This is a genomic window from Pseudomonas sp. T8, assembly GCF_024610635.1.
GTDB classification, from domain to species: domain Bacteria; phylum Pseudomonadota; class Gammaproteobacteria; order Pseudomonadales; family Pseudomonadaceae; genus Aquipseudomonas; species Aquipseudomonas chlororaphis_I.
In genome coordinates this window covers 3,065,824-3,079,805 of the sequence record NZ_CP102374.1, presented here as the reverse complement: position 1 = coordinate 3,079,805, position 13,982 = coordinate 3,065,824, and the positions used below count along the sequence as shown (strand labels likewise).

At 64.6% G+C, this 13,982-nt stretch carries 10 protein-coding genes; 7 read left to right on the top strand and 3 right to left on the bottom strand.

Annotated elements, in window-relative coordinates; genetic code table 11:
- The first annotated feature begins 2 nt into the window (after positions 1 to 2).
- The 5 genes from NRG23_RS13820 to pdxJ all read left to right on the top strand — a co-directional run bounded on the left by NRG23_RS13820 (position 3) and on the right by pdxJ (position 3,457).
- Positions 3 to 188, top strand: coding sequence for a hypothetical protein (locus tag NRG23_RS13820; RefSeq protein ID WP_009047124.1), 186 nt, complete (start codon positions 3 to 5; stop codon positions 186 to 188).
- Positions 185 to 874, top strand: a complete 690-nt coding sequence (rnc, locus tag NRG23_RS13815; RefSeq protein WP_009042306.1) for a ribonuclease III — start codon at positions 185 to 187, stop codon at positions 872 to 874. Before NRG23_RS13820 ends, rnc begins: the two co-directional genes overlap by 4 nt.
- The gene (gene era, locus NRG23_RS13810) at positions 867 to 1,769 is read left to right on the top strand and encodes a GTPase Era (protein ID WP_007932155.1); all 903 of its coding nucleotides are present in this window, start codon (positions 867 to 869) and stop codon (positions 1,767 to 1,769) included. Before rnc ends, era begins: the two co-directional genes overlap by 8 nt.
- Before the next feature lie 119 nt (positions 1,770 to 1,888).
- Positions 1,889 to 2,578, top strand: coding sequence for a DNA repair protein RecO (recO, locus tag NRG23_RS13805; RefSeq protein WP_257374811.1), 690 nt, complete (start codon positions 1,889 to 1,891; stop codon positions 2,576 to 2,578).
- A gap of 138 nt (positions 2,579 to 2,716) precedes the next feature.
- Positions 2,717 to 3,457: a pyridoxine 5'-phosphate synthase gene (pdxJ, locus tag NRG23_RS13800; RefSeq protein WP_009047126.1), complete on the top strand. Its 741-nt coding sequence runs from the start codon at positions 2,717 to 2,719 to the stop codon at positions 3,455 to 3,457.
- A 109-nt stretch (positions 3,458 to 3,566) separates the two neighbouring features.
- On the opposite strand, the gene mltF is transcribed toward pdxJ, so the two are convergent.
- Positions 3,567 to 5,027, bottom strand: coding sequence for a membrane-bound lytic murein transglycosylase MltF (mltF, locus tag NRG23_RS13795; protein ID WP_257374808.1), 1,461 nt, complete (start codon positions 5,025 to 5,027; stop codon positions 3,567 to 3,569).
- 287 nt (positions 5,028 to 5,314) lie between these two features.
- On the opposite strand from mltF, the gene purL reads away from it, so the two are divergent.
- Positions 5,315 to 9,211: a phosphoribosylformylglycinamidine synthase gene (gene purL, locus NRG23_RS13790; RefSeq protein ID WP_009047128.1), complete on the top strand. Its 3,897-nt coding sequence runs from the start codon at positions 5,315 to 5,317 to the stop codon at positions 9,209 to 9,211.
- A 5-nt stretch (positions 9,212 to 9,216) separates the two neighbouring features.
- Positions 9,217 to 9,528: a YqfO family protein gene (locus tag NRG23_RS13785; protein ID WP_009047129.1), complete on the top strand. Its 312-nt coding sequence runs from the start codon at positions 9,217 to 9,219 to the stop codon at positions 9,526 to 9,528.
- Between the two features lie 176 nt (positions 9,529 to 9,704).
- Here the strand turns inward: NRG23_RS13785 and nagE are convergent, their stop codons facing one another.
- Together nagE and ptsP are read right to left on the bottom strand one after the other, a co-directional pair.
- The gene (nagE, locus tag NRG23_RS13780; RefSeq protein ID WP_257374805.1) at positions 9,705 to 11,426 is read right to left on the bottom strand and encodes an N-acetylglucosamine-specific PTS transporter subunit IIBC; all 1,722 of its coding nucleotides are present in this window, start codon (positions 11,424 to 11,426) and stop codon (positions 9,705 to 9,707) included.
- A 26-nt stretch (positions 11,427 to 11,452) separates the two neighbouring features.
- Positions 11,453 to 13,975 carry a phosphoenolpyruvate--protein phosphotransferase gene (gene ptsP / locus NRG23_RS13775; RefSeq protein ID WP_257374804.1) on the bottom strand — a complete coding sequence of 841 codons (2,523 nt, stop codon included), beginning with the start codon at positions 13,973 to 13,975 and terminating at the stop codon, positions 11,453 to 11,455.
- Between the last annotated feature and the right edge of the window lie 7 nt (positions 13,976 to 13,982).

The window sequence follows — 13,982 nt, the reverse complement described above, 5'->3', positions numbered from 1 at the left end:
GAATGCTTTTCTGGATCTTGCAGAACACCGGCCCGCCAGGTTCGGCAGCCTCCCAGGCGTCACCAGAAGCAGCAGTCAACGATATTCAGGATGTGGATTTGAACACAGCGTTAATTGCCACAGGCACCTCGTGCCTCGTCTCCAAGGTGGTGAAATTCAACCACGAACTCAGCGTGGGTAAACCGTGAGCGTTTCTTTGAGCCGTCTCGAGCGTCAGCTCGGTTACACCTTCAAGGACCAGGAGCTGATGGTCCTGGCCCTCACTCACCGCAGTTTTGCCGGGCGCAACAACGAACGCCTGGAATTCCTCGGTGACGCCATCCTCAACTTCGTCGCCGGCGAAGCGCTGTTCGAGCGTTTTCCCCAGGCCCGCGAAGGCCAGCTGTCGCGTCTGCGCGCGCGCCTGGTGAAGGGAGAAACCCTGGCCGTACTGGCCCGCGGTTTCGATCTGGGCGAATACCTGCGCCTGGGTTCCGGTGAGTTGAAAAGCGGCGGCTTCCGCCGTGAGTCGATCCTCGCCGATGCCCTGGAAGCGCTGATCGGTGCGATCTACCTGGATGCTGGCATGGAGGTCGCGCGTGAGCGTGTGCTGTCCTGGCTGACGTCCGAGTTCGACAGCCTGACGCTGGTCGACACCAACAAGGACCCCAAGACCCGCCTGCAGGAGTTCCTGCAGTCGCGTGCCTGTGAATTGCCCCGCTACGAAGTGGTGGATATCCAGGGTGAGCCCCATTGCCGGACGTTCTTCGTCGAATGTGAAATCACCCTACTGAACGAAAAAAGCCGAGGTCAGGGTGTGAGCCGTCGTATTGCCGAACAGGTAGCGGCCGCCGCAGCACTGATTGCCCTGGGCGTGGAGAATGGCCATGACTGATACAACCGCAACACGCTGTGGCTATGTCGCCATCGTCGGCCGTCCGAACGTGGGCAAGTCCACGCTGCTGAACCATATCCTGGGGCAGAAGCTGGCCATCACCTCGCGCAAGCCGCAGACCACGCGGCACAACATGCTCGGCATCAAGACCGAAGGCGCCATCCAGGCGATCTATGTCGACACCCCGGGCATGCACAAGAGCAACGAGAAGGCGCTGAACCGCTACATGAACAAGACCGCCTCGGCGGCCTTGAAAGACGTCGACGTGGTGATCTTCGTCGTCGACCGCACCAAGTGGACCGACGAAGACCAACTGGTGCTGGAACGTGTGCAGTACGTGCAGGGCCCGGTGATCCTGGCGATCAACAAGACCGACCGCATCGAGGACAAGGCCGAGCTGATGCCGCACCTGACCTGGTTGCAGGAACAGTTGCCGAATGCCGAGATCGTTCCGGTGTCGGCCCAGCAGGGCCACAACCTGGAAGCCCTGGAAGGCCTGATCGCCAAGCACCTGCCGGAAAACGATCACTTCTTCCCGGAAGACCAGATCACCGACCGCAGCAGCCGTTTCCTCGCCGCCGAACTGGTGCGCGAGAAGATCATGCGCCAGCTGGGTGCCGAGCTGCCGTACCAGATCACCGTGGAAATCGAAGAGTTCAAGCAGCAGGGCAAGACCCTGCACATTCATGCCTTGATCCTCGTCGAGCGCGATGGCCAGAAGAAAATCATCATTGGCGACAAGGGTGAGCGCATCAAGCGCATCGGCATGGAAGCGCGCAAGGACATGGAGCTGCTGTTCGACTCCAAGGTCATGCTCAACCTGTGGGTCAAGGTCAAAGGCGGTTGGTCCGACGACGAGCGCGCCCTGCGTTCGCTGGGCTACGGCGACCTGTAACTCCTGCGAGCGCTTTGCGCTCAATCGCGAGCAAGCTCGCTCCTACAAGGGAGCGGGTGTGCTGCTCGCGATAATTCCGGACCTGTCACTTTCTCAAGCCTTGAGATCCCCCGACACCTATGTCCAGTAACCCTCCCATCGGCCAGCCCGCTTACGTCCTGCACAGTCGCGCCTATCGCGAGAGCAGTGCGTTGGTGGACTTCCTCACGCCCCAAGGGCGGCTGCGCGCGGTGTTGCGTGGCGCGCGGGGCAAGGCCGGGACCCTGGCGCGGCCGTTCGTGCCGCTGGAAGTGGAGTTTCGTGGGCGCGGCGAGCTGAAAAACGTCGGGCGCATGGAGAGCGCGGGAACCTCCACCTGGCTCAACGGCGAGGCGCTGTTCAGCGGTCTCTACCTCAACGAGCTGCTGATCCGCCTGCTGCCCGCCGAAGATCCGCATCCGGCGATCTTCGAGCACTATGCGGCGACCTTGCTGGCGTTGGCCGAGGGCAGGGCCCTCGAACCCTTGCTGCGTGCCTTCGAGTGGCGCCTGCTGGACGACCTGGGCTACGGTTTTGCCCTGGACACGGATATCCACGGCGCGCCGATTGAGGCGCAGGGCATGTATCGCCTGCAGGTGGATGCCGGCCTGGAGCAGGTTCAGCTGTTGCAACCGGGCCTGTTCAACGGCACCGAGCTGCTGGCCATGGCGCAAGCCGACTGGAGCGCCCCCGGGGCGCTGGTGGCAGCCAAGCGCCTGATGCGCCAGGCGCTGGCGGTGCACCTGGGCGGTCGGCCATTGGTCAGTCGCGAATTGTTTCGCAAGCCTTAGCCTGTCTTGTTGCACAAATCCGCTTGAATCCTGATCCGACTCGACTTTGAGGGCTGCACGGCCGAACGCCGGCAGTTATTTTCGCCAGCGGACACTATATGCTGTGCACCGAATCTCTAACTCCTCAGGAGCGCTTCCGTGACCACCAGCAATCGCATTCTTCTTGGCGTGAACATCGACCACGTAGCCACCCTGCGTCAGGCCCGGGGTACTCGTTACCCTGATCCGGTCAAGGCGGCGCTGGACGCGGAAGAGGCGGGGGCCGACGGCATCACCGTGCACCTGCGCGAGGACCGCCGGCATATCCAGGAGCGCGACGTGCTGCTGCTCAAGGACGTGCTGCAAACCCGCATGAACTTCGAGATGGGCGTCACCGAGGAAATGATGGCGTTCGCCGAGCGCATCCGTCCGGCGCACATCTGCCTGGTTCCGGAAACCCGCCAGGAGCTGACCACCGAAGGCGGCCTGGATGTCGCCGGGCAGGAGGCGCGGATCAAGGCGGCGGTAGAGCGCCTGTCGAAGATCGGCGCCGAAGTGTCGCTGTTCATCGATGCCGATGAGCGGCAGATTGCAGCCTCCCGTCGGGTGGGCGCACCTGCCATCGAGTTGCACACCGGGCGTTACGCCGATGCCGAAACGCCGAGCGAGGTGGCCGAGGAGCTGCAACGCGTGGCCGATGGCGTGGCGTTCGGCCTGGGCCAGGGCCTGATCGTCAATGCCGGCCACGGCCTGCATTACCACAACGTCGAGGCGGTCGCGGCGATCAAGGGCATCAACGAGCTGAACATCGGCCATGCGCTGGTGGCCCATGCGCTGTTCGTCGGCTTCAAGGGTGCGGTGGCGGAGATGAAGGCGCTAATCCTGGCGGCGGCCAGGTAACAGTCTTTGATGCTATCGCGAGCAAGCTCGCTCCTACAGGGTTGGCGGCGTGCACGGAAATAGTGGCCTCCGTCTATCTCTGTAGGAGCGAGCTTGCTCGCGATGCGGTTTAAAGCGGCGGGGTTTCCTGGGTCGGCTTGGTCTTGTCCACGCCCGGCACATGCAGATTGCCTTCGGCCACCTGGTCGCCTTCCAGCTGCGGCTGCGTGACCCAGGTCAGGATGTCGTAGTAACGACGGATGTTGGCGACGAAATGCACCGGCTCGCCGCCCCGGGCGTAGCCATAGCGGGTCTTGCTGTACCACTGCTTCTGCGAAAGACGCGGCAGCATTTTCTTCACGTCCAGCCACTTGTTCGGGTTCAGCCCTTCCTTTTGCGCCAGCTTGCGGGCGTCGTCCAGGTGGCCGCTGCCGACGTTGTAGGCGGCGAGGGCGAACCAGGTGCGGTCCGGCTCTTCGATCTTGTCGTCCAGTTGATCCTTCATGTACGCCAGGTACTTGGCGCCGCCCTGGATGCTTTGCTTGGCATCCAGGCGGTTGGACACGCCCATGGCCTGGGCAGTGTTCTGGGTCAGCATCATCAGGCCGCGCACGCCAGTCTTGGAGGTGACGCTCGGTTGCCACAAGGATTCCTGGTAGCCGATGGCCGCCAGCAGGCGCCAGTCGACCTTTTCTTCCTTGGCCGAGGCCTTGAAGTGTTTCTCGTATTTGGGCAGGCGCTGCTGCAGGTGCTGGGCAAAGGTGTAGGCGCCGACATAACCGAGGACGTCCACGTGCCCGTAATAACGGTCCTTCAGGCGCTGCAGGGTGCCGTTCTTCTGCACCTTGTCGAGGAAGTCGTTGATTTCGTTGAGCAGGCTGTTGTCTTCGCCGGCGGCCACGGCCCAGCTCTGGTTGCGGGCATCGCCCAGGTCGAAGGCGACGCGGATATTGGCGAAATACACCTGGTTCATCGCCACTTCGTTGGAATCCACCAGGGTCAGGTCGATCTGCCCTTCGTCGACCATGCGCAGCAGGTCGACCACTTCGACCTCGTCGGACTCTTCATATTGAATGCCGGGGTATTTCAGCTTGAGTTCGGCCAGTTGCTCGGCGTGGGTGCTGCCCTTGAGCACCATGATCTTCTTGCCTACCAGGTCGCCCGCATCGGTGGGGCGGGACTGGCCGTTGCGGTAGATGACCTGCGGGGTGACTTCCAGGTAGGTGTGGGAAAACCTGACTTGCTGCTTGCGTTTCTCGCTGCTGACCAGACCGGCAGCAGCCAGCACCGGGCCGTTAGGTTTACCCAGCTGGTCGAAGAGGTCGTCGAGGTTGTCCGCGGTTTCGATCTTCAGCGTCACCCCCAGATCGTCGGCGAAGCGTTTCACCAGCTCGTATTCGAAGCCGGTTTCACCATTGCGATCCTGAAAGTAGGTGGCCGGGCTGTTACGGGTGATCACCCGCAGCACGCCATCCTCCTTTACTCGCTCCAGTGTGCTGGGTTTCTCAACGCAGGCACTGAGCATCAGGAAGAGTCCGGTTGCGATGAGCCATCGGGCACAGCGCGGACGTAAAGCCATTGGGGAAAACATCTGCGCAGTATACGCAAAGGACAACAACCGCCATATCTCGACAGCGAAGGGCTTGTCTGCTAGAGGTCCCGGCCCCCGGCCAAAGCCCTCGGGAGTGGGCCTTCGCGGCTTGCCGAGAGGGTTCAAATAACCCTTCCGAAGGGGCCGGATAAGCCTTTGTCGCAGGGGGCTGCGCACGGGCCGACGTCTGGCCGTGCTCGGGCGTGCCGTTTCGGGTGCCGTCGCGGGCGGTTTAGGCTAGAATGCACGGCCTCAAAGCACACCCCCTTCCCGAGGCTGTCCCGAAGATGTTGATCCTGCGCGGCGCTCCTGCCCTTTCTGCCTTTCGCCACAGCAAACTCCTTGAGCAACTGAGCCAGAAGGTTCCAGCTGTCAGTGGCCTGTATGCTGAATTCGCTCACTTCGCCGAAGTTACCGGCGTCCTGACCGGCGACGAACAGCAGGTGCTTGCGCGCCTTCTGAAGTACGGCCCAAGCGTACCGGTGCAAGAACCTACCGGTCGTCTGTTCCTGGTGCTGCCGCGTTTCGGCACCATCTCGCCATGGTCGAGCAAGGCCAGCGATATCGCCCGCAACTGCGGCCTGAGCAAGATCCAGCGCCTGGAACGCGGTATTGCCTTCTACGTGGCCGGTGAATTCAGCGACGCGCAAGCGCAGTTGATCGCCGACACCCTGCACGACCGCATGACCCAGATCGTGCTGGGCAACCTGGAACAGGCTGCCGGCCTGTTCAGCCATGCCACGCCGAAGCCGCTGACCGCCATCGACATCCTCGGTGGTGGCCGCGCCGCGCTGGAGCAGGCCAACACCGAGCTGGGCCTGGCCCTGGCCGAAGACGAAATCGATTACCTGGTCAACGCCTTCCAGGGGCTCAAGCGCAACCCGCACGACATCGAACTGATGATGTTCGCCCAGGCCAACTCCGAGCACTGCCGCCACAAGATCTTCAACGCCAGTTGGGATATCGACGGCCAGAGCCAGGAAAAAAGCCTGTTCGGCATGATCAAGAACACCTATCAGATGCACAACGAAGGTGTGCTGTCGGCCTACAAGGACAACGCGGCGGTCATCGTCGGTTCCGTTGCCGGGCGCTTCTACCCGAATCCGGATACCCGCCAGTACGGCGCGGTGCAGGAGCCGGTGCACATCCTGATGAAGGTCGAGACCCACAACCACCCGACCGCCATCGCGCCATTCCCGGGAGCCTCCACCGGCTCCGGCGGCGAGATCCGCGACGAAGGCGCGACCGGTCGCGGCGCCAAGCCGAAAGCCGGCTTGACCGGTTTCACCGTGTCCAACCTGCAGATCCCGGGCTTCGAACAGCCATGGGAAAAGCCGTACGGCAAGCCCGAGCGCATCGTCGACGCCCTGGACATCATGATCGAAGGCCCGCTGGGCGGCGCGGCGTTCAACAACGAATTCGGCCGTCCGGCCCTGACCGGCTACTTCCGTACCTTCGAACAGTCCATCAACACCCCGCGCGGTGAAGAAGTTCGCGGTTACCACAAGCCGATCATGCTGGCGGGCGGCATGGGCAACATCCGCGCCGAACACGTACAGAAAGGCGAGATCACCGTCGGCTCCAAGCTGATCGTCCTCGGCGGCCCGGCGATGCTCATCGGCCTGGGCGGCGGCGCTGCTTCCTCCATGGCCACCGGCACCAGCTCGGCCGACCTGGATTTCGCCTCGGTACAGCGTGAAAACCCGGAAATGGAACGCCGTTGCCAGGAAGTCATCGACCGCTGCTGGCAGCTGGGCGACAAGAACCCGATCAGCTTCATCCACGACGTCGGCGCGGGCGGCCTGTCCAACGCCTTCCCGGAGCTGGTCAACGATGGCGGCCGTGGCGGTCGCTTCGAACTGCGCAATATTCCGAACGACGAGCCGGGCATGGCCCCGCACGAAATCTGGTCCAACGAATCCCAGGAACGTTACGTCCTGGCCGTCGGCGCCGCTGATTTCGAACGCTTCCAGGCCATCTGCGAGCGTGAGCGCTGCCCGTTCGCGGTAGTCGGCGAAGCCACTGCCGAGCCGCAACTGACCGTGACCGACAGCCACTTCGGCAACAGCCCGGTGGATATGCCGCTGGAAGTGCTGCTGGGCAAGGCTCCGCGCATGCACCGTTCGGCCGTTCGCGAGACTGAACTGGGCGACGATTTCGATCCGGCCAACCTGGACATCGCCGAAAGCATCGAGCGCGTCCTGCATCACCCGGCCGTGGCCAGCAAGAGCTTCCTGATCACCATCGGCGACCGCACCATCACCGGCCTGGTGGCCCGTGACCAAATGGTCGGCCCGTGGCAGGTTCCGGTGGCCGACGTTGCCGTCACCGCCACCAGCTTCGACGTCTACACCGGCGAAGCCATGGCCATGGGCGAGCGGACTCCGCTGGCGCTGCTGGACGCTCCGGCGTCGGGCCGCATGGCCATCGGCGAAACCCTGACCAACATCGCCGCTTCGCGCATCGAGAAGATTTCCGACATCAAGCTGTCGGCCAACTGGATGTCCGCTGCCGGTCACCCAGGCGAAGACGCTCGTCTGTACGACACCGTGAAAGCGGTTGGCATGGAGCTGTGCCCTGAGCTGGGCATTACCATCCCGGTGGGCAAGGACTCCATGTCCATGGCCACTCGCTGGAACGACAAGGGCGTCGACAAGAGCGTGACCTCGCCGCTGTCGCTGATCGTGACCGGTTTCGCGCCTGTGGCCGACATCCGCCAGACCCTGACCCCGCAACTGCGCATGGACAAGGGCACCACCGATCTGATCCTGATCGACCTCGGTCGCGGCCAGAACCGCATGGGCGCCTCGATCCTCGCCCAGGTGCACGGCAAGCTCGGCAAGCAGGCTCCGGACGTCGATGACGCCGAAGACCTGAAAGCCTTCTTCGCGGTGATCCAGGGCCTCAACGCCGACGGTCACCTGCTGGCTTACCACGACCGTTCCGACGGTGGTCTGCTGACCAGCGTGGTGGAAATGGCCTTCGCCGGTCACTGCGGCCTGAACCTGAACCTCGACGCCCTGGCCGAGACCTCGACCGAGATCGCCGCCATCCTGTTCAACGAAGAACTGGGTGCGGTGATCCAGGTGCGCCAGGACGCGACCCCGGGCGTGTTGGCGCAATTCAGCGCCGCCGGCCTGGGCGACTGCGTGGCGGTGATCGGCCAGCCGGTCAACAACGGCCATATCAACATCAGCTTCAACGGCGAAAGCGTCTTCGCCGGCGAGCGTCGCCTGTTGCAGCGCCAGTGGGCTGAAACCAGCTACCAGATCCAGCGCCTGCGCGACAACGCCGACTGCGCCGAGCAGGAATTCGACGTCCTGCTGGAAGAAGACAACCCGGGCCTGAGCGTCAAGCTGAGCTTCGACGTCAACCAGGACATCGCCGCGCCTTACATCAAGAAAGGCGTGCGTCCTCAGGTGGCGGTGCTGCGCGAGCAGGGCGTCAACGGCCAGGTGGAAATGGCCGCGGCGTTCGACCGCGCTGGCTTCAACGCGATCGACGTGCACATGAGCGACATCCTCGCCGGTCGCGTCGACCTCAACGACTTCAAGGGCATGGTCGCCTGCGGCGGCTTCTCCTACGGCGACGTACTCGGCGCCGGCGAGGGCTGGGCCAAGTCGGCACTGTTCAACAGCCGTGCCCGCGACGCCTTCCAGGGCTTCTTCGAGCGCAACGACACTTTCACCCTCGGCGTGTGCAACGGTTGCCAGATGATGTCCAACCTGCACGAGCTGATCCCGGGCAGCGAGTTCTGGCCGCACTTCGTGCGCAACCGGTCCGAGCAGTTCGAGGCCCGTGTGGCGATGGTCCAGGTCCAGGAGTCGAACTCGATCTTCCTGCAGGGCATGGCCGGTTCGCGGATGCCGATCGCCATCGCCCACGGCGAAGGCCATGCGGAATTCGAAAGCGCAGAAGCGCTGCTCGAAGCCGACCTGTCCGGTTGCGTGGCCCTGCGCTTCGTCGACAACCACGGCAAGGTCACCGAAAGCTACCCGGCCAACCCGAACGGCTCGCCGCGCGGGATCACCGGCCTGACCAGCCGCGACGGTCGCGTCACCATCATGATGCCGCACCCTGAGCGGGTATTCCGTGCCGTGCAGAACTCCTGGCGTCCGGAAGAGTGGAACGAAGATGCGGCGTGGATGCGCATGTTCCGTAACGCTCGCGTGTGGGTGAACTAAGGCCCGTGTACAAGCTCAGCTTTTTCGTCCCGCCCAGCCACGTGGAAGTGGTCAAGAACGCCGTATTCGCCGCCGGTGGCGGACGGATCGGCGCTTACGACCAGTGTGCGTGGCAGGTGCTGGGCCAGGGCCAGTTCCGCCCGTTGGACGGCAGCCAGCCGTTTCTCGGGCAGACCGGCCAGGTCGAGCAGGTGCAGGAATGGAAAGTCGAGCTGGTGGTGGCCGACGAGTTGATCCGCAGCGTGGTGATGGCCCTCAAGCAGAGCCATCCCTACGAGACACCGGCTTATGAAGTCTGGCGTCTGGAAGACTTCTAAGGCCCCGCCCATGAAAAAGCCCGCTGAACCGGTAACGGTCAGCGGGCTTTTTTGTGCCGGTTCGCTGCCACCCCCGTAGGAGCGAAGCTTGCTCGCGATAGCGCCCGTCCAGGCGCCATCTTCTTCACTGTGGACCTGATCGCGAGCAAGCTTCGCTCCTACAGCATGCGAGCCCGTCAGACCTTGGCGCTGACCTCGCTGCGGTTGATCAGGGTATCCAGCGCCTGGCCCAGGCTCGCGGCCTTTTCCCCGATCAGCAGGTGCCAGACGCCATCATCGAGCTGGCTCGAGCCCTGGCAGCCAAGGCTCTTCAGCTGATATTCCGACAGCGCCTTGTTGTCGCCCAGTTGCACCCGCAGGCGGGTCATGGCCACGCAGTCCAGTTGCAGCACATTGTCGCTGCCGCCGAAGGCGTCCAGCCATTTCACGGCTTCCTGGGGCGCGATGCTCACCGCTGCCGGTGCTTCGAAGGCCGCAGCGGCGGGGCCTGGCTGCTCCAGTGGCTTGCCGGCGCTGGGCATGGCCAGGCGAATTTCATCGGCGATGCTGTCGGCCAGCGGGCCGACCACCACTTGCAGGCTGCCGCCCTTGCCGGGACGCACCACGGCCATGGCGCCAAGGGCCTTGAGCTCGCTGTCCGATGCCTTGTTGCGGTCGGCCAGTTCCAGGCGCAGGCGGGTGGTGCAGGCGCCGACGGTGATCAGGTTGTCCGCGCCGCCCAGGGCCCGGATATAGGCACCGGCGCGCTGATTGTTGGTCATGGCGGCTTTTTCGGTACTTGGGGTGTCTTCGCGGCCCGGTGTTTTCAGGTTGAAGCGTTTGATGCAGAAGTCGAAGACCGTGTAGTAGATCACCGCATAGAGCAGGCCCACGGGAAATATCAGCCAGCCGTTGGTGGACTTGCCCCAGCCCAGGGCCATGTCGATGGCGCCGCCGGAGAAGGTGAAGCCCAGGTGAATATTGAGGAAGTTGGTCAGGCCCATGGCGAGGCCGGTCAGCAGGGCGTGCACCAGGTAGAGAAAGGGGGCGAGGAACATGAAGGCGAATTCCACCGGTTCGGTCACCCCGGTGAGGGCCGAGGTCAGGGCCATCGACAGCAGGATCCCGCCCATCACCTTGCGCCGCTCCGGCAAGGCGTTGCGATACATCGCCAGGCAGGCGGCGGGCAGGCCGAAGATCATCATCGGGAACATGCCGGTCATGAACTGGCCGCCCTTGGGATCGCCGGCGAAGTAACGCGAGATATCCCCGGTGACCAGGGCGCCAGTGGTCGGATCGGTGAAGTTGCCGAAGACGAACCAGGCCATGTTGTTGAGGATGTGGTGCAGGCCGGTGACGATCAGCAAGCGGTTGAACACACCGAAGACGAAGGCGCCGAAGCTGCCGCTGTCCAGCAGCAGGGCGCCGAAGCTGTTGATGCCGTGCTGGATCGGCGGCCAGATCAGGCCGAACACCACCCCCAGGCCGACGGCGCTGAAGCCGGTGACGATCGGCACGAAGCGCCGCCCGCCAAAGAATGCCAGGTATTCCGGCAGCTTGATGTCCTTGAAGCGGTTGTACAGGGCGCCGGCCAGCAAGCCGCTGATGATCCCGGCGAGCATGCCCATGTTGATGCTGGCGTCGAGCACCTTGAGGGTCGCCACCATCACCAGGTAACCGATGGCGCCGGCCAGGCCGGCGGTGCCGTTGTTGTCCTTGGCGAAGCCCACGGCGATGCCGATGGCGAAGATCAGCGCCAGGTTGGCGAAGATGGTCTGGCCGGCATCGTGGATGATCGCGATGTTCAGCAGGTCGGTGTCGCCCAGGCGCAGCAGCAGGCCGGCGATCGGCAGGATCGCGATCGGCAGCATCAGGGCCCGGCCCAGGCGCTGCAGGCCTTCGATGAATAATTGGTACATGGCGTGTCTCCCGGTGTTCTTGTTGTTCAGCTCAGGGGCCAGTGTTGGTGGCAGGCATGGCGCACCGCCGAGGCACTGCTCAGGTTCAGCAGGTCGTGGCTGAGCCGCCGGCATTCGGCGGCGTCCAGCTGGCGGACCCGTTCCTTGATCTCGCCCACTTGCGGCGGGCTCACCGACAGCTCGCTGACCCCCAGGCCGACCAGTACCGGCGTCGCCAGCGGATCGGAGGCCAGGGCGCCGCACACCCCGACCCAGCGGCCGTGCCTGGCCGCGCCGGCGCAGGTCTGGGCGATCAGCCGCAGCAGCGCCGGGTGCAGCGCATCGACCCGCGTGGCCAGGCCGGCATGGTCACGGTCCATGGCCAGGGTGTATTGCGACAAGTCGTTGGTGCCGATGGAGAGGAAGTCGGCGTATTCGGCCAGTTGCTCGGCGAGCAGCGCGGCGGCCGGGACTTCGATCATCACCCCCAGCTCCGGGCGCTGGCCGATCCCCAGCTCGGCGCACAGGCAATCGATGCGCTCGCGGATATGCAGCAGTTCGTCGAGCTCGCTGACCATCGGCAGCAGGATGCGGCAGCGTTGCAGTGGGCTGACCTGCAGCAGGGCACGCAGTTGCTGGTCCAGCAGTTCCGGGCGGGCCTGGGCCAGGCGAATGCCGCGCAGGCCCAGCACCGGGTTGGCTTCCACCGGCAATGGCAGGTAGTCCAGTTGCTTGTCGCCGCCCACGTCTATGGTGCGGATGATCACCGCCTTGTCGCCCATGGCATCGAGTACGGCCTGATAGGCCTGGCGCTGCTCCTGCTCATCGGGGGCGGTATGCCGGTCGACGAACAGAAACTCGGTACGCAGCAGGCCGACGCCGTCGGCACCGTTGGCATGAGCGTTCTCGGCTTCCTGGCTGGAGGCGACATTGGCGGCGACTTCGATCGCCTGGCCGTCGAGGGTCCTGGCCGGCAGCTGGGCCTGTTGCTGTTGTTGCTCGCGCCGTTGCTGGCGCAGCAGATGGCTCTGCCGGACCTGTTCGATACGGGCGGTGTCCGGTGTCAGTTCCAGGCGACCCTGATCGGCGTTCAGCACCACCTGCTGGCCTTGAGGCACATCGACAAGCTCCGAGCCCAGGGCCACCAGGCAGGGCAGGCCCTTGCCCCGGGCCAGGATCGCTACGTGGGAGGTGGCGCCGCCGGCGGCCATGCACAGGCCAACGGCGCCTTGCTCGCTCAGTTGCAGCAGGTCGGACGGGGTCAGTTCGTGGGCTGCGACTATGGCGCCGGCCGGCAGCTGGTAATGCCAGGCTTCGCCGAGCAGGGCGCGCAGCACCCGTTGTTGCAGGTCGCGCAGGTCGTTGGTGCGTTCGGCGAGCAGGGCATTGCCCAGTTGCAGCAGGATCTCGCACTGTTCGCCGATGGCGTCGCTCCAGGCGTGGGTGGCGGCGCGTCCCTGGGCGATGCTCTGGTGGGCGGCGTCCAGCAGCGCCGGGTCTTCGAGCAGGGCCAGGTGGGCGGCGAAGATCGCTTCTTCCTGGTTGTCCTTGCGTTGCCGGGCGTGGTCCAGGGTGCCGCGAATGTCGCTGCGAACCTTTTCCAGGGCCTGGTCCAGCGCCTGCAGTTGTTCCTGGGGCAGGTGACCGCCATTGTCTTCGGGCAGGGTCATGGCGGTCAGGTGAAACAGCGGCCCGCAGACCAGTCCGGGGGCGGCGCAGACACCCTGGATCACCCCGGCTTCGGCGGGGCGCTGGGGTGTGGCGGCCTTCACCGCCGGCGCCGCGGCGTGGGCGTCTTCGGCCAGCGGGGTGGCGAGGGCGTCCAGCAGCGCCAGCAGGGCGGCTTTGCAGTCCTTGCCCTGGCAACTGACCCGCACCTCGTCCTGCTCACCGACCCCCAGCCCCATCAGGCTGACCAGGCTGTCGCAGGACGCCGACTTGCCGTTGAAATGCAGTTGCGCCTTGCTGCTGAAACCCTGGGCGGTCTGGCGGACCAGCGCAGCGGGCCGGGCATGCAGGCCACCGCGGTGATTGACCCGGGTATGGCCTTCGACCTCGTCGGTCGAGGTGTCGCTGGCTTGCGCCTGGGCCCCATTGGTCGCGCGCGGAACGATGTGCAGCAGCGGTTCGCCGACTTTCACCGATTTCAGGGTGATGGGCAGGGCCTGGAAGTGTTCACCGTTGGTCAGGATCATCAGGCTGATCAGGCTTTTGCTGTTCCGCGCGACCTGGTCGAGGTCGAAGCGCAGCAGGGCCTGGCCGCTGCTGACCCGGGCGCCTTCCTGCACCAGCATGGAGAAACCCTCGCCTTGCAGCTGGACAGTGTCCAGGCCCAGGTGCAGCAGCAGTTCCGCGCCATTGTCGGCGCGCAGGGTCACTGCGTGGCCGGTGCGGGCGGCATGCACCACTACGCCGGCGCACGGGGCGTGCAGGGTGTTGTTCAGCGGGTCGATGGCGATCCCGTCGCCCATGGCGCCGCTGGAAAACACCAGGTCGGGGACCCTGGCGAGGGTGAGCACCGGGCCGCTCAAGGGAGCGCCGAGCGTCAGGTCTTTATTGTTGTTGTGCATGGCGCAG